Origin of the sequence: Actinotignum stranguriae (assembly GCF_051265215.1) — a bacterium.
Lineage (GTDB): Bacteria > Actinomycetota > Actinomycetes > Actinomycetales > Actinomycetaceae > Actinotignum > Actinotignum schaalii_C.
The window spans coordinates 1-17933 of sequence record NZ_JBOZCJ010000005.1 but is presented as its reverse complement, the minus strand read 5'-3'; the positions used below and the strand labels follow the sequence as shown (position 1 = coordinate 17933).

15 protein-coding genes and 1 pseudogene are annotated in these 17933 nt (G+C 58.7%); 8 read left to right on the top strand and 8 right to left on the bottom strand.

The features are described 5' to 3' along the window. Nucleotides 1–183: 183 nt before the first annotated feature. Nucleotides 184–1695, bottom strand: a complete 1512-nt coding sequence (locus ACRQEG_RS03080; protein ID WP_016442081.1) for an ATP-binding protein — start codon at nucleotides 1693–1695, stop codon at nucleotides 184–186. 194 nt (nucleotides 1696–1889) lie between these two features. Next, the gene (locus ACRQEG_RS03075; RefSeq protein WP_016442080.1) at nucleotides 1890–2411 is read right to left on the bottom strand and encodes a peptidylprolyl isomerase; all 522 of its coding nucleotides are present in this window, start codon (nucleotides 2409–2411) and stop codon (nucleotides 1890–1892) included. A gap of 144 nt (nucleotides 2412–2555) precedes the next feature. Between ACRQEG_RS03075 and ACRQEG_RS03070 the strand changes: the two genes are divergently transcribed. Next, nucleotides 2556–3503, top strand: coding sequence for a hypothetical protein (locus tag ACRQEG_RS03070; protein WP_016442079.1), 948 nt, complete (start codon nucleotides 2556–2558; stop codon nucleotides 3501–3503). Between the two features lie 111 nt (nucleotides 3504–3614). Here ACRQEG_RS03070 and ACRQEG_RS03065 read toward each other — a convergent pair whose 3' ends face one another. After that, nucleotides 3615–4727, bottom strand: coding sequence for an LLM class flavin-dependent oxidoreductase (locus ACRQEG_RS03065; protein WP_435733776.1), 1113 nt, complete (start codon nucleotides 4725–4727; stop codon nucleotides 3615–3617). 31 nt (nucleotides 4728–4758) lie between these two features. Continuing rightward, nucleotides 4759–5400, bottom strand: a complete 642-nt coding sequence (locus tag ACRQEG_RS03060; RefSeq protein WP_196800224.1) for a VIT1/CCC1 transporter family protein — start codon at nucleotides 5398–5400, stop codon at nucleotides 4759–4761. A 233-nt stretch (nucleotides 5401–5633) separates the two neighbouring features. Here ACRQEG_RS03060 and ACRQEG_RS03055 point away from each other — a divergent pair, with 233 nt between their 5' ends. Then, nucleotides 5634–6296: an NADPH-dependent F420 reductase gene (locus ACRQEG_RS03055; RefSeq protein ID WP_016442076.1), complete on the top strand. Its 663-nt coding sequence runs from the start codon at nucleotides 5634–5636 to the stop codon at nucleotides 6294–6296. Nucleotides 6297–6302: 6 nt separating this feature from the next. Here ACRQEG_RS03055 and ACRQEG_RS03050 read toward each other — a convergent pair whose 3' ends face one another. Beyond that, a complete protein-coding gene (locus ACRQEG_RS03050; RefSeq protein ID WP_016442075.1) occupies nucleotides 6303–7520 on the bottom strand; it encodes a hypothetical protein in 1218 nt (405 codons plus the stop codon). 225 nt (nucleotides 7521–7745) lie between these two features. Here ACRQEG_RS03050 and ACRQEG_RS03045 point away from each other — a divergent pair, with 225 nt between their 5' ends. The 6 genes from ACRQEG_RS03045 to ACRQEG_RS03020 all read left to right on the top strand — a co-directional run bounded on the left by ACRQEG_RS03045 (nucleotide 7746) and on the right by ACRQEG_RS03020 (nucleotide 14289). Continuing rightward, nucleotides 7746–8756, top strand: coding sequence for a LacI family DNA-binding transcriptional regulator (locus ACRQEG_RS03045; protein ID WP_016442074.1), 1011 nt, complete (start codon nucleotides 7746–7748; stop codon nucleotides 8754–8756). Nucleotides 8757–8932: 176 nt separating this feature from the next. Further along, the gene (locus ACRQEG_RS03040; protein WP_016442073.1) at nucleotides 8933–9298 is read left to right on the top strand and encodes an L-rhamnose mutarotase; all 366 of its coding nucleotides are present in this window, start codon (nucleotides 8933–8935) and stop codon (nucleotides 9296–9298) included. A 23-nt stretch (nucleotides 9299–9321) separates the two neighbouring features. Then, the gene (locus ACRQEG_RS03035; RefSeq protein WP_016442072.1) at nucleotides 9322–10614 is read left to right on the top strand and encodes an MFS transporter; all 1293 of its coding nucleotides are present in this window, start codon (nucleotides 9322–9324) and stop codon (nucleotides 10612–10614) included. Between the two features lie 33 nt (nucleotides 10615–10647). Continuing rightward, nucleotides 10648–11826, top strand: coding sequence for an L-rhamnose isomerase (gene rhaI / locus ACRQEG_RS03030; RefSeq protein WP_016442071.1), 1179 nt, complete (start codon nucleotides 10648–10650; stop codon nucleotides 11824–11826). 128 nt (nucleotides 11827–11954) lie between these two features. After that, complete coding sequence (locus tag ACRQEG_RS03025) at nucleotides 11955–13454, top strand: rhamnulokinase (RefSeq protein ID WP_016442070.1); 1500 nt, start codon at nucleotides 11955–11957, stop codon at nucleotides 13452–13454. A 16-nt stretch (nucleotides 13455–13470) separates the two neighbouring features. Then, a complete protein-coding gene (locus ACRQEG_RS03020) occupies nucleotides 13471–14289 on the top strand; it encodes a class II aldolase/adducin family protein (protein WP_016442069.1) in 819 nt (272 codons plus the stop codon). Nucleotides 14290–14310: 21 nt separating this feature from the next. Here ACRQEG_RS03020 and ACRQEG_RS03015 read toward each other — a convergent pair whose 3' ends face one another. The 3 genes and pseudogenes from ACRQEG_RS03015 to ACRQEG_RS03005 all read right to left on the bottom strand — a co-directional run. Beyond that, a complete protein-coding gene (locus tag ACRQEG_RS03015) occupies nucleotides 14311–15705 on the bottom strand; it encodes an MFS transporter (RefSeq protein WP_284894925.1) in 1395 nt (464 codons plus the stop codon). Between the two features lie 135 nt (nucleotides 15706–15840). After that, a complete protein-coding gene (locus ACRQEG_RS03010) occupies nucleotides 15841–17295 on the bottom strand; it encodes an MFS transporter (protein WP_016442067.1) in 1455 nt (484 codons plus the stop codon). 42 nt (nucleotides 17296–17337) lie between these two features. Beyond that, nucleotides 17338–17844, bottom strand: a pseudogene (locus tag ACRQEG_RS03005) (nucleoside hydrolase); the annotation flags it as partial. Nucleotides 17845–17933 lie beyond the last annotated feature (89 nt).

Genomic DNA, 17933 nt, shown 5'->3' with positions numbered 1-17933 from the left:
ATCAAGCGTACCGGACGGCGCGGGGGTGTGACCGGGTGGACGGTACCGGATAGATGCGGAACCGGGTGTAGCCAGCAAGCTCTCAACTTAACACTCAACTCAACACTCATGTATGTGAGTGTTAAGTTGAGTGTTGGGATGAGTGTTGAGTGAGTGTTCCCGCACGCCGAGCCGCGAGTGCACCTAAATGCCAGGTTGAGCGAGGCGGTAACGCTGCTTCGGACTTGTCTTAGGCTCAGTGCGCTGCACCTGCCCCTCGGTGACCAGGGTATTGAGCACAGCCCGGGTGCCGCCCAGGCTAATCCCGGCAGCGCCCGCGAGTTCGCGGCTGGTAGCACTGGCGTGGGTGCGCAGATATTCAAGAACACGCTCACGCGAGGACGTTCCCGCCGCGGCACCCTGCTCCGCGGGGGTCATGCGGCGGCGCTCGAAGGTGAGGCTGAAACTATCCAACCGGTCGACGGGCCGCGCTGGCGGAAGCATTTCCCGCTCCAGCTGAGTCATAATTTCCTGGTAGCCGCTCCCTCGGTTTTCCGCCACAAAACCGCCCTCTTCGAAAGGCGTGGATTCCAGCAGCCGCGCCAGGAATTGGTTGCGCGTGGAAGACAGCCCGGTTGTGCCCAGGGAATCAATGGTGACCGTGCCGAACAGCCCGCCTGGATTGATCACTTCCAAACGATCCGCGTAAAGGTTCAACTGCACCTGGGTGCCGCGCGCCACCGGAGAATAATCGCGATGCATAAGCGCATTCGTGAGCGCCTCGCGCACCGCAACGAGCGGATAATCCACCAGGTCATGCCGGAAAGCACCGCGCACCACGCCACCCACCCGCATATTTTTTGCGACGACGCCGACACCGTCGGCCACCAGGGCGGGAATGGGACCCGCCAGCGTCCCCGAGTCCAGATGCCGCTGCCCGGAAAGCGAAGAAGCTTTGGTTGATCCCGGGTAAACCGCGTAGGTAACCGTGAGGCGAGGGAAGAACTCCTGGGGATACGTACCTAAGCAGAGCAGACCAGCCAGGGTGGGATGGCGCTGCCCATCCGGGCCAGTTCCGATAATACGTAGCTGCTCCATCGCGGTTTCATCCGGAAGTTTCCCGAAAATGCGCGGGTGGTTGAGGCGTTCGCGTTCTAGGACCGCGTGGAGGAGGTCTGGGTCTAGGGAATCGAGGCTGGCTTCCTCCACCAGGTCGGTATCCCAATGCGGTTGTGTTTTGTTTTCCAGGAGGCGATCAATTTCGTAGGCGGAAAGTTTGCGGTCCCCATCGCCGGTGCGGATATAGGATCCGCCGTACACATTGCGGGTGGTGACATAGCAGGGTTTATCGCGCGGCTGGAGCGGCGGGATCGCGGCCATGACCAGCGTGGTTTCTCCATCAGTGGTGTCTCCATAGGGAACCATGGCGATATCCGCGCGGACCGGTGGCGTGAGGCTATCGCTGCACACCCCCGCGAGCGCATCGTAAATCCGCGCTGCCGGGAACTTAGGAACCGGCGTGAAGCCGCGGGCCTCATCGAGGCCAAGAACAATCAAGCCACCCGAACCGTTGCTGAATGCCGAGATAGTCTCCACGATACTTTTGGGCAAGCCGTGGGCGGCCGCTTTCACTTCGATGTGCTGAGAATCGCGCCCTTGCTGGCGAAAACCCTCAATAAGACGGCCCGTTTCCTCGCTTGTTGTGGGGATGCGCATAGCGCCATCCTACGAGCTCTCAACTTAACACTCAACTCAACACTCATGTATGTGAGTGTTGAGTTGAGTGTTGGGATGAGTGTTGAGTGAGTGTTCTGGCGCGCGGCGAGCATCGCCGCCGGCAGAGCACACAAAAGCGGGGCGGTACCTGGGTACCACCCCGCTCATCACGTATGCGGAATTTTGCGTATTGCTTAGTCAATAATCTCGACGGAGGAAATCACCACGTCATTGAGCGGGCGATCATTTCCGCCGGTGGGCACCGCGGCGATCTTATCCACAACCTTGGTGGATTCCTCATCGGCAACCTTCCCGAAGATGGTGTGCTTGCCGAGCAGCCACGGGGTGGGTGCCACGGTGATGAAGAACTGCGAACCGTTGGTGCCCTTGCCGAAGCGGGTTCCGGCATTGGCCATGGCCAGCACGTAGGGGGCATCAAAGTTGAGGCCGGGGGCGATTTCGTCGTCGAACGTATAACCGGGACCACCGGTGCCGTTACCGAGCGGATCCCCGCCCTGAATCATGAAACCGGAGATCACGCGGTGGAAGATCGTTCCGTTGTACAGCGGATCGGTCGAAGCCTGACCGGTGGCGGGATTGGTCCATTCGCGTTCACCGCGAGCTAGTCCGGTGAAATTAGCGACCGTTTCGGGCGCTTCGTTCGGGAAGAGTTCGACGCGAATATCGCCTTCGCTTGTGTGAAAAATTGCTTCCATGCGCTCAAGTCTCGCACACCTCATGGTTTTATGCCACGCGAAAAGCAAACGTGATTCACGTGACAAATGGGGGGTGAAAAGTGAAACAATAGAGGGGTACTCAATCGCAGGAGAATTCTGTGGTTCAACGGTAGGAGGTCAACGATGGCTTGTGGACGAAGCCGCGCGGACAAGCGTGCCAAGAAAGCGCAGCGGGAGGTTGACGCCATTATGGCGAAAATCGATGACCTGCGCAGCCAGGCCGAACGCACCGCAAAGAAAGCCCAGCTCAAGGGGAAGCGGAATCAGAAGAAGTGGGAGCACAAGGCAAAGAGCGCCGCGTCCGATTTCCAGGATTACGCGAAGCAGGCCGGTGAACGCCTGAGCGATTACGCCAATCAAGGTTACGAATGGGCGGCACCACGCGCCCAGGAGCTGGCCGAAAAGGCGAAGCCGTACGTGGAACAGGCGAAGGCCGTGGGCAACGATCTTGCGGAGAAGGCCAAGCCCTACGTGGAGCAGGCCCGCGATAACGCTTCGGAGTTCGTGGAGAACGTGCGCAATGATTACCTCCCGCGCGCCCAGCGTGCCCTGCACGCCGCCGCCGAGGCCGCCAAGGGGGAGGGTACGGTGGCCGAACGCGGCCAGAAGATCGCGCGGGTGGCCTCGCGTGAGATTCAAACTCCCGAACCGGTGAAGAAGTCCCGCGGGAAGGGCCGAGTTTTCGGCACCATCGCGCTGGTCGGCGGCCTTGGGGTTGCGGTCTACTACCTGTGGAAGCGCTCCCAGCCCACGGAGGATCCCTGGGCGGAGGCCTACTGGGAAGATGTGGACGGCGTGAAGGATCCCGCGGAAGATGTGGAGGATTCCGTGAAGGCCGGTGCTGAGGAGGTTGCGGAAGCTGCGGAAGAGGTTGTGAACGACGCCGCAAGCGCAGCTGGCGACGTAGCGGATAAAGCCAAGCGTGCTGGCTCCCGGGCTGAAGATGCCGTCAAGGAAGGCGCACACGAAGCCAAGGATGCGGCTGAAGAGGTAGCCGATAAGGCCAAGGAAGCCGCGCAGCACGCGGCTGACCAGGCCAAGGATATCGTCGAAGATATCGCGGAGAAGTAAAACTAACACAGCAGTAGCGAGCGCGGCCCGGGCTGTTATATGCCCGGGCCGCGCTGGTTTATATCTGCCTTATATTCGCGGATGCTGCGAGCCAGCTACTCCGCGGCCCAGCTATTCTCCGGCCAGCAGCTCCTTGACCCGCGGGATGACTTCGGTGCCGAAAAGCTCGATGGAGGAAAGATTCTGTTCGTGAGGCTGCGAGCCATAGGAGACCTTGAGGTCGTAGCGAGTGGCACCTAGCTCGCGCATGCCGGTGGCGATTTTGCGGGCCACGGTTTCCGGTGAACCCACCGCCAGCGCCCCGTTCTTCACCTCGTAGAGATACGCCTCCCGCGAAGGCGGGCGCCAACCGCGTTCCCGCCCGATGCGGGAATTCGTTTCCACGTAGTAGTCGAAGAAGTCAGCCACGGCTTCCTCGTCGGTGCGAGCAACGTAGCCGTACGAGTGGTAGCCGACCTCAGCTGCGCCGTCGTTCCCGAACTGCTCCCAGGCGCGCCGGTACAGATCCGTGAACGGAACAAAACGCGAGGTGGGGCCACCAATAATCGCGAGCATGAGCGGGAGTTTGTAATGGGCGGCGCGCACCACCGATTCCGGGCTGCCGCCCACGGCCACCCAGGTGGGCAGCGGACCGTGTTCGAGTGGCGGGTAGAGGGTTACGGCGTTCAGCGCTTGGGTGTGGGGCCCGCCCTTCCAGGTGACGGGCTGGCCGTTGCGGGCGAGGAGTTCGGTGAGTAGGGAGAGTTTTTCGTTGAAGAGATCCTCGTAATCGGCCAGGTTGTAGCCGTACAGCGGGAAGGATTCGGTGAAGGAGCCGCGGCCCACCATCAGTTCGGCGCGACCGTTGGAGAGTGCGTCCACGGTGGCGAAGCGTTCGACCACGCGAACCGGGTCGTCAGAGCTGAGGACGGTGACGGCGGAGGAGAGACGGATGCGCTGGGTGCGCGCGGCAATCGCGGCGAGGACTACATCGGGGGCGGGGATTGCGTAATCGTCGCGATGGTGTTCACCGATATTGAAAATGTCGATGCTGACCTCTTCGGCGCGCACCGCTTCGGCCACCACATTGCGCACCACCTGGGCGTGGCTGAGCTTGGTACCGGAGGCATCGGCGGTGACGTCGCCAAAAGTATCGATTCCGAAGGTGTAGGTCATATCAGGTCCTTTCGAGGGCCGGGTGAGATCCGACGGGCCGGGACACACTTCCAGTCTGAGCTTAGCCACAGAACGAGCCAGCGCCGCGCCTGATTGAATACTACACTACTTGGCCGAAAAGTGCTCCGATACCGAAGGTCAGGGCGAGGCCGAGGGTACCGCCCGCGGCGGTGCGGAGGGTGGGGCGCAGCGGCGGGACTTGACCGATCCACGCGGCGATCCAGCCGGTGAGCGCAAGCGCGGCGACGGTGACCACGAAGCAGATTGGGGCGATGGCACCGAGCGGGGCGAGCAGGCTGGCGGCGAAGGGAACTGCACCGCCAGCGAGGAAAGAGAAGAAGGACGAGAAGGCCGCTCCGAAGGGAGAGACAATGTCACGTTCCGTGGCGGGTCCGCCCGCCACGGCGCTCCGGCATGCTACATCCGCACAGCGCGCTACACTCGCCCGGGACGTTACACCCGCCCGGCGCCGCAGCGCGTCCAGTTCCGCATCGCGCTGGGAGGAAACGGAAATGTATTCACCGAGCGCCATGGATACTGCGCCACCAATGAGTGCGGCGAGCCCGGCGAGCAGAATCGCGGTGCTTGAGGCCCGCGCACCACCCATGGCTATCACTACCGCAGCCACGGAAACAATGCCATCGTTCGCGCCGAGCACTCCGGCCCGCAGCCGGTTCATCGCTTCAATACCCAACACACCTGGGATACCCGCCATGGTATCGGACATTTCTAAGCGACCCATGTCCCCATGCTTGAATTCGCATGCTTCAATTGCGCATTTCTCCACAACTAGAACCTCCATTAGTGGTACTTCTAGGCTTATTCTTATGCGGAAATCGTGGAAAAGATAGGAAGGTCAGGCTACACTCACTTGGATATAATGTGTTTTATTTTTGGCGGCAGGGCCCGCGATGAGGGGGTGGCACCGCCAGTGGCCCTGGGAATACTTCACCGCTCGCTTTCCGTTCTTTCTTTATGAACACCACTGGGGATAAAGATCTGATCGGCCTGCTGGGGGCGGGTAAGCTTGGCACTGCTATAGGACGCTTGGCTGCGGAGGCGGGTTTTCCACTGGCGGTAAGCGTGCGTCCGGGTAATCCGCTCTACGATCTCACTTTGCCGACCTTGCTGCCGACCGCTCGCCTGGTTTCTTTCGAGGAGCTGACCCGCACGGCGGATATTTTGATTTTGGCGCTCCCGCGGCCTGCACTTGCTTCGATTGATTTGACCGGGGTTCGTGGCGTTGTTGTTGATGCCACGAATGCCTGGGAGGCGACCGACGGGGCCGCGGCCAATGGCATTTCGAATACCAGCGCTGCACCTGCCCGGCACACCACCGCCGCGCTGCAAGCACGCTATCCGGAGCTGGCTATCGTCAAGAGTCTCAATCATGCGGGGTATACGGAGTTGGCCGCGGAGGCTCGCCCGCACGGAGCTCCGGCGCGCCGTACGGTGGCTGTGGCCGGGGATGACGCTGCCGCACGTTCCCGGGTGGCTGCTTTTATTGATGCGATTGGTTTTGATCCGGTGGAGCTGGCTGCTGAGCATGCGCCGCTGCTGGAGCCGGGTGGGGTGGCTTTCGGGCAGCGCTTGGAGCTATCCGATTGGCCGGTGGATATCTTGGCGGCCCAGAACTAAGTGCAGCTAAGGGCGCATTCCTACGTTGATGAGGGGTGGGGTGCCGGAGGTGGCGCCGTCGTACACAAGGTAGTAGGTATAGTCCGCTAGACCGTTCTCAACTGCCGGGTTGTCCACGGAAAAGACGCAGAGAATATCGGTGGGGCGCGGTTTGATATCGCCTTCGCCGGGCACCTGTGCGTCAAAGCGATCAGTTTCTCTCACGTACCCGCCGGTATCTTTCACATGCCCGCCGCTGACTGTGGTGCTCAGGGGTTCGCGAGCGTTGCATCCGCGGAAAACGGGGTGTGCAGCGGCGGCGGTGCGCTGTTCTTCATCCGTGAGGCGTGGATCGCCGGTGAGTTCGGGGAGCAGATTTTCCCATTCCGATCCCGCCGCGGCAAGGGTTTGACGGTCAGCCTGCGCGCGTTCTTCGGTGGGTGCGGTGACGGAATGCCCGTCCTCAAACTGGAAGGACACCTCGCCCGTTTGCACGAACTGACTGCCGTTCCACACGAAGTTCACGGTGGTGGTATGCGGCGGATACGCGCGTTCCATGGCTCGCGTCACTCCACCGACGGGCGTATAGGACGTGTACGTAATCCGCGCCTGGCCGGCCTTGAATTCCATGGAATGCACGCTAAAGGACCACAGGCCGTCATAATCTTGGGCGATGTGGGTGCCCCGGACGCTGTTTTTCACACCCCACTGATGGTTGCCAATGGCGGAAACGAGCCTGAGGTTCGCATCGTAAATCCCGATGGCGCCGATGGCCGGGTCCCCCACCCCGCAGGACATCGCGACCGCGCGATATTCCACGCCGCCGAGCACCAGCGGCTCGGTGAGGTGAATGGTTCCCGGCTGCATCCCCGTTTCGCGATCCGGAAGAATCTTCCCGTGCGCCACGGTCACAGGCGCGGGCGGGTTACGTTTGCTGTAACACACATCCGGAAGAATATAGGTTCCGTTGCGCATTTCTTTATCCGTGGGGCCGGGCACCGGCGCGGGGCTAGATTCCGCCGCGGTAATGGGCGACGACGACGCACCTGCCGCTCCGCCCGCCTCAGCCGATGCCGTTGCGGTAGCCGAGGGGCCAGCCGCCGGAGTTGAGGAGGTTCTCCCATTGAACCACCACCAGAGCCCGCCAGCCACGCCGAGTGCAAGCACCAGAAATGCCGCAATCAGGGACGTGCGGGTGGCGCGGCCGCGCGGTTCTTGCTGAGTTTGGGCTCCATTGTCGCTCATGCCATCAGTTTACCGGGAGGCTACGACACGTTTTTGGGGCAGAAATGGTTGCCTACACCGCGCACGTCGTGGCAAGCTCCGAATTAATTGGTTCCGGACCGGATGGTCTCGTTTCGCGGCGAGGTCTTTTTCGCGTAAGTGTTTAGTGGTGATGTGGAAGGTGCCGCCCGTAAAGAAACTCGCCTAGGATGGCTAATATTACCGTTCCAATTCCGAGGAGGAGACGTGATTCGACGTCCCAGTATCCGCGAGGTGTCACAATTAGCCGGGGTGTCATTAGGAACTGCTTCCAACGTTCTCAATCATCCGGAACGGGTTTCCGACCACACGCGTAAAAAGGTCGAAGCAGCTATCGAAAAACTCGGGTTCATTCCCTCCGAAGCCGGGCGCCGTTTACGTAAAGTCGATTCCAAATTGGTGGGAGTCCTAGTTCTCGACGTCGCCAATCCATTTTTCGCCGCTGCCGCAAGCGCGATTGAAGCCCGTTTGGCAGAAGAATCATGTTTTCCCGTTATCGGTTCAACAGGGGGAGATCCCGACCGCGAGGCTGGTTTACTTCGCCTTCTACTCGGCCAGGAAGTACGTGGAATTATTCTGACACCGTCCTCAGGTGCCGAGAAAAGCCTCGAACTTCTCGAAATTCGGAGAATACCCCTCGTTCTACTTGATCATCCCGCGCTCAAGGACGGGATGAATGCTGTTTCCGTTGACGATACCAAAGGTGCTCAAATAGCTATCGAGCACCTTCGAAGTCTCGGCCATCATCGCATTGGCTTTATCAACGGCTCAGCTAAAGTACGGCAAGCGCAGGCGCGAAGAATAGGAGTTCGCCAGACCGTTATGAAATCCGATGACCTGCTGACCTTGGTGGAAATCAGCGCCGAGCGTTTTGATGCCGCAAGCGGTGAACGCGCCATGACGAAGCTCCTTTCCTCCCACCCGGAAGTTACCGCTGTTTTTTGTGCCAACGACTCCCTTGCCATCGGTGCAATGCGTGCTGCCAGGCGGCATCATCTTTCTATCCCACGCGATATGTCCATTATTGGCTTTGATGATATTGACGTTGCCCGCGAACTCATCACTCCGCTGACAACCGTTCGTCAGCCCATGGAGCAACTGGGAGAAACCGCAGCTCGCCTTCTTCTGGAGCAACCCGCCGAAGCTCAAGACATTGCTTTTATTCCTGAGCTGATAATTCGAGAATCGACGGCGCCCCCACGCCAACCTGTCAATTAATACCCGAAAGTGGCGTTATTGCGCCCTTTCTTTGGGTAGCGCAGCCGCGCGAATAAGCAACCAAGCTGCGTTTGCTCAGAAGCAAACAACGTTTGCCACTTGACGTTGAAACGTATCAAACGTAGTATTTCATTACGGATTGAAACCTTTCAATCCTTCAACGAAGGAGTTGACTTATGGTTAGCACCCCGACTGTTGACCAGATTTTGAATGACACGACGCAGAAGTCTGATTCAAGATGTGGCTTTGTTTTACGAGTCCGTGAAGACAAGTTGGATGAATATCTCCAAGCGCACTGCCATGTATGGGAAGAGATGCGCGACGCCTTGTCACGTTCCGGATGGCGGAACTACTCACTCTTCGTCGACCCGGAAACCGCCGTTGTTTTTGGCTATTTTGAAGCCGATGACGTCTGGCAAGCGATGAACTGCATGGAAAACGAGGAGATTAACACCAAGTGGCAGGCCGAGATGGCTCAGTACTTTGTACAGCCTGATGGCGGCACGAACTACTTCTTATCCCAGTATTTCTATCTTCAGTGACATCTGATTTCAACGGAGAGAACATGTCAAAAAAGCCATTAACCGGATGGAAGGCAACGATCGCCGTTTCCATGTCCAATTACATTGACTCAGGGTCCATTATTGCGATTGCGACCTCGCTTGGTTTTTGGGGTGCCGCGTACTTCCCCGACGACAACGGCAGAATCGCGGGATTGCTCGCTGCTTTTAGTTCCAATGCTTTCGGTGCCGCCATCGGTGCTCTTATTGGTGGACCGCTCTGTGACAAATACGGACGAAAAGTCATCTACACCTACGACCTCCTCGTCTACGCACTGGGTGGACTTATTGTGGTCTTCGCCGGTAACCTCCCGATGCTCTTCATAGGATTCGTCATAATCGGACTTGCGGTAGGTGCATCAGTTCCAGCAGGTTGGACATATATTGCTGAATTTGCACCAACCGAAAGTCGAGGCAGGCATATTGGGGCAACCCAATTGGCCTGGTCATTCGGACCGTTCATCGGTTTCGGTCTCGCGAGCGCCGTGACACCCCTGGGACTGCTCGGATCTCGACTGGTCTTCGCTCACCTCGTGGTTATCGCTTTGATTACCTGGTATATCCGCAGAAATCTGGAAGAATCAGAGGCCTGGCAGCAAGCCAAGGGTGGTTCCGAAACCAAGCCGCCCTCAATGTTCCAGTCCTTCAAGGCACTGTTCTCCTGGAAGTGCAATATCCGCGCACTGATCTTCCTCGCGGTTATCTACACCTGCTGGAACCAGGCCGCCTCGCAAAACGGTATTTTCCTCCCGACCATCCTCAATAGCGTTGGCTACGACCAGCTGGCCTCAAACCTCTTCTCGATGCTCTCGTGGGGCGTGGTCATCATCGGCACCGTCTTCTTCATGTACTTCGTGGACACGATGCCCTACCGCACCCACTTCTTCATCGGCGCCGTTCTGGCCATCGTTGCCTGGCTGATCCTCATCTTCGGTCCTTCCGATTCCGCCTTCACCGCTTTCGGTTACGCGATCATCTGGGGAATTTCGGCTGGTCCTTCCGCCCAGGCCTTCTACTCGGTCTGGGCACCGGAACTCTTCGCCACTCCGTACCGCGCCGGTGCGCAGGGAATCATCTTCTTCCTGGTACGAGTCGCATCCGGCCTAATTTCCCTTATCTTCCCGGTCATCCTCCAGTGGGAGAACGGACTCATGATCGACGGACTGATCCTTATCGGATTCCTCTCGATTTCTCTCATTGTTGGCACCCTTGGCGCACCGAAGACCCAGGGCAAGTCGCTCGAGGATATCGAGATCGAGCGGTACGGGCGAGTTGTTTCAGCTGCGTCGTCGAAATAAAACCGCAAAGAAATATTGAGAAAGGAACAGACAATGGTGAAACTCAGTGATCTCAGCGCGAAGAACCGCGAGATCCTCGAACGCCAAGATGTTGAACTCCCCTCGTGGGCTTTTGGAAATTCCGGTACGCGTTTCCGTGTTTTCACAACGCCCGGCGTCCCGCGTGATCCCTTCGAGAAAGTCTCTGACGCGGCACAGGTGAATGCCTATACTCACGCTGCCTCGAAAGTTTCTCTCCACATCCCGTGGGATCTCACCGATGATTACGATGCACTCCGCAAGCACGCGGAGGACCTGGGTGTAACAATCGGGACGATTAACTCGAATGTTTTCCAGGACGAAGATTACAAGTTCGGCTCCTTGTGCAACGTGAACCCGAAGATCCGCCAGAAGGCAATCGATCATCATAAGCAATGCGTCGATATCATGCGCAAGACCGGATCGAAGGATCTGAAGATTTGGCTGGCTGATGGCACCAACTACCCCGGTCAAGATTCCATTCGGGAGCGTCAGGATCGGCTGGCGGAATCGCTTGCGGAAATTTACGCCGAACTCGATGACGATATGCGGTTGGTTCTGGAATACAAGTTCTTCGAGCCGGCTTTCTACCACACCGATGTTCCGGACTGGGGCACGTCGCTTGTTCAGTGCCAGGCGCTGGGCGAACGCGCCATGGTGGTTCTTGATACCGGCCACCATGCTCCCGGAACCAATATCGAATTCATCGTGGCTCAGCTCCTCCGAGTGGGACGCCTTGGTGCATTTGACTTCAATTCTCGGTTCTATGCCGACGACGACCTTATCGTCGGGGCTGCGGATCCGTTCCAGCTCTTCCGCATTCTCAATGAGATCGTCGCGGCCGGTGCCCTGGATGAAGGATCGCCCGTGAACTTCATGCTTGATCAGTGCCATAACCTGGAAGAAAAAATCCCGGCTGAAATCCGCTCCGTGACCAATGTGCAGGAAATGACCGCGAAGGCCCTGCTCGTGGATCGCGATGCTCTCAAGGAAAAGCAGGTGGCCGGAGATGTTCTCGGGGCGAATGACATTCTTATGGATGCCTTCTACACGGACGTCCGCGGCCTCCTGGGCGAATTGCGCGAGTCCCAAGGCATTGATCCGGATCCCATGCGGGCCTTTATGGAATCGGGCTATCTGGAGAAGATTCGGAAGGAACGGGTTGGCGGAACTCAGGCAAGCTGGGGTGCCTAATTCTCCCGCTTCCCTACGGAGTCTTACTAACCATCCCGCTCTGAACTATTGAAACTATTGAGCGCCACACCAGCTTCGGGCCGAGCTCTTACGGGCCCGGCCCGAAGCTCAAATGAGGAATTAGAGTAATGAAAACTTTTGTTGCCATCGATTTAGGTGCTTCCTCCGGCAGAGTCATAACCGGCACAGTCGCTGACGGAAAACTGAAGTCGACAGGCGAAATCACTAGATTCCCAAACGGACCTATCTGTGTTCCAGGCACCGAGAAGAATAACCTTTTCTGGCCGCTACTCCAGGTGTGGGAGCATATTTGCGCGTCACTGAAGAATCTACGCGGAACGTCTATCGAGTCAATTGGCGTGGATACCTGGGCGGTTGATTACGTCCTCCTCGGTGCGGAAGGCGGACTCATCAGTCCCCCCTTTAGCTATCGCGATAGCAGGACTCACGGCGTTCCTGAAACAGTGTATTCCCGCTACTCGGCAACGGATATTTACACACATAACGGCCTGCAAAACATAGATATCAACACAATTTTCCAATTGCTCGCAGCTGCTCACAGCAGAGACTACCGGCCGGTCGTGGAACAGGCAGAATCGCTCCTCCTCCTGCCAGACCTCGTCAATTATTGGCTGACCGGAAAGAAATATGCGGAGATAACAAACGCGTCATCAACTGGCTTTGTCAATCCGCGCACTAGATCCTGGTCGCCCGAGATGACTGGCATATATGAGGAGATATCCGGCATTGATATCTCCGCGAAACTACCCGAACTCATCGAACCTGGAACTCGAATTGGTGCTGTTCGGCCTGAGATTTGCGATCTACGCACTCAGAACGGAGAAAGCACTCCGGTGGTGGCGGTGGGTAGTCATGACACGGCGTCAGCGGTAGCAGCCGTGCCCGCTAGTGAACACAAGAACTTCGCTTTCATTTCGTGCGGGACGTGGTCATTGGCCGGACTTGAATTAGAAGCGCCGATCCTCAGTGAAGAGTCTCAGCAAGCTAACTTCACTAATGAGCTCGGTGTTGATGGGACCACCCGCTATTTGAAGAACATTATGGGGATGTGGATCTTCAATGGTTGCGTGGCCCAATGGAAAGAAATCGATCCCAGTCTCTCAATTGCTCAGGTCGTTTCCCTTGCGGCATCAGCACCGTCCCTTCGCACTGTTATCGATGTCAATAACCCGATCTTCGCGACGCCGGGAGATATGATCGCCCGAATTGATTCTCTAGCTGAAGCAAGTGGGCAACCACGCCCCCGGGATATTGGAGAATATGCCCGTTGTATCACCGATTCCTTAGCTCTTGCACATGCCCAAACCATCGAGCAGGCTGCACATCTTGCACAGATGGATATAGATGTCGTCCATATCGTCGGAGGAGGATCTCAGAACAAATTACTGTGTCAGCTAACTGCCGATGCGTGCGGACTTCCCGTCGTCGCAGGCCCCACGGAAGCAACGGCGCTTGGAAATCTTTTACTCCAGGCACGAACGGCTGGTTCGATATCGGATTCACTTACCTCACTACGCGAGGTTGTACGTGCATCGACCGAACTCACCAGCTATACACCCCAGAACAATCAAAGCGTTTGGCAAGAAGCCCGACGTCGAATTTTCTAACAAAGATGGAGAGACCATGACTTCTCAATTAACTGTTGACGCCCTCCTGGAACAAATGGGAGTGACCGGACGTCGCCTCGACCACCTGCACGCCGCGGAAGCCGGCGCCGGAAATATCTCTATTTCCGTTGATTGGGATACCGATCTCGAATCAGTTTTCCCGGAAAAGCAGGCCAGCGTCAAGCTCCCCTGGAAGGTACCTGCTCTGGCGGGACGAACGGTGTTCGTAACCGGATCAGGATGCCGTTTGCGTGAGGTTGCGGACGCGCCCGAAAAGAACGTGTCGGCTTTCATTGTGGATGAAGGTGGCGAAACCGGTACCTGGTACACGCATCCAAACAAGGCGTATCAGCGCCCCACGAGCGAATTCAATTCGCATCTTGCGGTGCATAACGACCAGGTGGCTCAGCGCGGCGTGAGTTTCCAGGCTATTGTGCACGCGCAGCCTCCGTACCTCGTTGCGCTCTCACATATTCCCGAGACTCTCAACAACAAGGATTTCAATCGCATGATCTTCCGGTGGGAGCCGGAAACCATCGTTCAGGTTCCCGAAGGTATCGCCGTCCTCGAATTCATGGTTCCCGGTAGCGACGAACTCATGGAGAACAATGTGATCGGACTTCGCGATCATCGCATCGCGCTCTGGGCCAAGCACGGAATTATGGTTCGCTCAGATTCTTCCGCGCTTTCCGCGGTCGATACCATCGAGTACCTCGAAACCGGCGCCATGTACGAACACATGAACGCCGCGAGCGGTGGAAAGGGAACCGGCCTCAGTGATGACGAAATCCGCCGAGTCGTATCCACATTCAATGTAAAGACCGATATGTACTAAGAAGCACAAGATCTAAGAGCATTAGCTCTCATCTTCCTCCCGGACGCTGGGCCGCGGCGAGGTGGGGATGTCCCGCTCACTCTGAGCACCCCGCTCGCCCTGGCTCAGCGTCCAGCTGAGGAGAAGTACCGTGATGCCGGCGAAGGGCACCACGCACAGACCGGTGCGCAGCCCGAAGGTATCGGCCACCATACCCACAATCGGCGGGGAAACCAGGAAACCGATGCGCATGAGCCAGGAAATGACCGTCAGGCCCGTGCCCGGTTTGAGTCCGGGAAGTTCGTCAGCTTGTTGAATAGCCGCCGGCACCAGCGTGGCCGAACCAAAACCGGCCACCGCGAAACCGGCAATCGTGCCCGGCACGCTCGGGAACAGCAGCGCCAGCCCCATCCCCGCGGTAATGAGCGCCGCCCCGCCCTGGGCCACGGTGCGCCGCCCGAAGCGATCCACCAGCCCATCGCCCAGCAGCCGCCCCACGAACTGCGAGCCAACCAAACCGACATACCCCGCCGCGGCTAAGCCTCCCACGGCACCGAGCTGCCCCACGTACAGAGTCGCCCAACTGGATCCAGCATCCTCAATAAGACCACCCATCGTGGCAATGAGCACAAGCGCACCCAGCATCGCCACGGTGCGGAACGTCAGTGGTCCCGAAGTTTCGGCCGGCACGGGAGCCCCGGAAGGCGCGGCTTCTTGCGTACCCTCAGATAGGTTCGACGACGCCGACCCATCCCCCGGCGCGCCTACCCCGTCACCAGCGTGATCTGCGGTCGTACCGCTTGGCCCGGGGTCTGCGGCGTCGTTCCCCGGCAAGCAGAAGCGTCGGGCCACCAGCGCGACAACAGCCCACAGCGTCCCGGACAGCACCAGATGCGCGGGCACCGGCAACCCAATCCAGATCGCGGCGGCGGACATGAGCCCGCCACTCATCGCGCCCACGGACCAGGTCGCGTGGAAAGTATTAATGATCGAGCGCCCGTAATGGCGCTGCACCCGCAAGCCATGCGCATTTTGCCCCACGTCGGTGGCCGCATCGCAGGCGCCCCCGAGGAACATTCCGGCCGCGAAGAAGATTCCGGTGGGCCCCACACCCGCCACAATAAGACCGAGCGCGGTGAAAAGGGTACCGGCCACCGCCACCGGCGCGGATCCGAATTTACGAATGAGTGGCGCGGCGAAAACCCCCGCGATAATGCCACCGGCCGGAAAAGCCGCGAGCGCAAGGCCGTACACGGCGTTATCGAGCTCGTGAATCCGCTTAAGTTCGGGGAAACGCGGCACAATATTAGCGAAAATCGCACCGTTGGTGAAGAAGAGCGCGCTCACCGCCAGGCGGGCATCGCGCAATTGGGTGGCGCTATAGTGGCGTGAACTCGGCGGGCGGCGACGCCGCGAAACATAGGACTGTTCAGTCACAACTATCCTTTGCGTGCGAATCTTTTGCGTGCGGTGTAACTCCTCCACCCTACCGAGAAAAGAGGGGCCGCGGGTTCGCCGCCGCATGCAAACTGCACGGCAGAAAAACCCGCGACCCCGCTCTCACCAGATAGCCTAGATCTTCTCACCTCCGGTCGTTTCCTGGGCCGGCAGCGCCAGAGAAATCGCGAAGGCGATCACCGCGCAGACCAACCCAACAATCGCGGCCTGCGAATACCCGGCGGTAATATCGCCGGCTACCGCGTTACGAGCCACGAAGGAGGCCATCACCCCGGTACCCACGCCCGCGCCCAGGTTGAAAGCCGCGGAGGTCAGACCCGGGAGCACCCCCGGCCGGGTGGGCGAAGCGTAAAGCACGCCCATGGCGTTGAGGGTGGTATTGGACATCGCGGTATAGGTGGCACCCATGAGGAAGGCCAGGGTGAAGAGCACCCAGCGGTTCTCGAACCCGAAAACCACCACACCTGTGATGAGCACGATGCTGCCCAGCAGCCCGGCGCGCAAAATCGCGCGGTAGCCCAGCCGCGGGGCGTACTTGCCTACGAAGGGTGCCAGCAGCCAGCCCAGTAGCGAGAAGGGCGTGAGGTAGAGCAGCGCTGATTCCGTACCGCCCATACCCAGACCGTTCTCCACATCCTGGGACACCGCCGGGATAAGGTACATGAGCACCGAGAAAGCGGAAGCCAGGGTGAAGAACGCCGTCCCGGTCACGCCCCAGGTTTGGCGTTTGACCAGCTCGGGCAGCGGGACCAACGGGTCCGCAACCCCGCGCTCCACCAGCACGAAGGCTACCGCCAGCACCACCGCCGCGATAATTGCGACAATGGTCCAGGTATTCCCCCAGCCCAGCGAACCGAAGCCGAAGGTGAGTGCCATATTTGCCGACCATAGCGAGCCGGTGAGGGTCATTGCCCCGCCCCAGTCCATGCGGCTGGCCGCCGGAACACGGGTTTCCGGGACCCAGGCCACCACGCAGATGAGGGCCAGCACTTCCAAAGCCAAGATCGTCCAGAAAATTCCCTTGTAGCCGGCATGATCCACAATCACTCCGCCCAGGAGAGTGTCGATCCCGGCTACCCCGGAATTAATCGCGGCAACCAAACCGATATAGAAACCGTATTTCTTCGGGTGCAGGATGGCACGCAGGGTGAGGTTACCCAGCGCGAAAGTCGCCCCGCAGAAACCTTGGAGGAAGCGCCCCACCATGAGCATGGCCACGCTGCTAGTCACCAGTACCAGCACCGTTCCCACCACCATAAAGCTCACGGAAATCAACAGGGTCACGCGCCGCCCGATTTTATCGGCCAGCGGCGGGAAGAAAATCGCGAGCGCCGCGGCTACCGCGAGGAACACCGTGGAGCTCCAGCCGATCACCCCGGCATTAGTATTGAGGGCGCTGGCCATATCGCCGATAGCCGGTGCCAGCATTGTGGCATTGAGCTGGAAACTCGCGATCACCAGCATGAGGGCGGTGAGTACCAGCTTCGGGTTAATCGCGCGGTTCCCGGCGGCGCGCACCGTGGTCCCCTCAATAAATTCGGAGGGGAGCTCCCTTGAGAGTTCAGCCATGGAATTCTCCTTCACGCATTATGGACCGATATCCGGCAGAACTTAGGCCAGGCCCACGAAGGGCTGGTTCGGGGTAGTTTGCTGTGCGAGCAAGGCATCCAGCCGCGCGAAGAACGCCTTCTTATCGGCTTCCTCCACCACGTACGCGTTGGCGGGCAGCGGGAATTTCTCCCAGGCCATGGCCGAATATCCGCGGGTGAGCTCCGAACTGGTTTCAATATCCACCCGGTAGCGGTTTTCGCTGAGGATAAGTTCCGGATGTAGGAGCGTGGCAAGTGTCATGGAATCGGGATGCGTGGAGCCATCCACTCCTACCGATTCGTTGAAGTCCAGGGTGGTATCGCATACCTTCTTGAAGAACTTCGCGAGGGTCGTATCCTTATCGGCCAGCGCATTGTATTCCGCACGGGTGATGGTGGCATCACGCAGGGTGATGGGATCCCAGGTCACCACGTGAATATCCTCAAAGCCGGCCGTAAAAACAATCTGTGCGGCTTCCGGATCCACATAGAAATTAAATTCAGCCGCGGAAATCGTATTTCCACGGCCGTTATTAGATCCGGCTTATAGGACAAAATGTGTTGGTTACGGTTTAGTAGGTTTGGTTCCATTTAGCCCCGTTGTGTAGATCGGTCCAC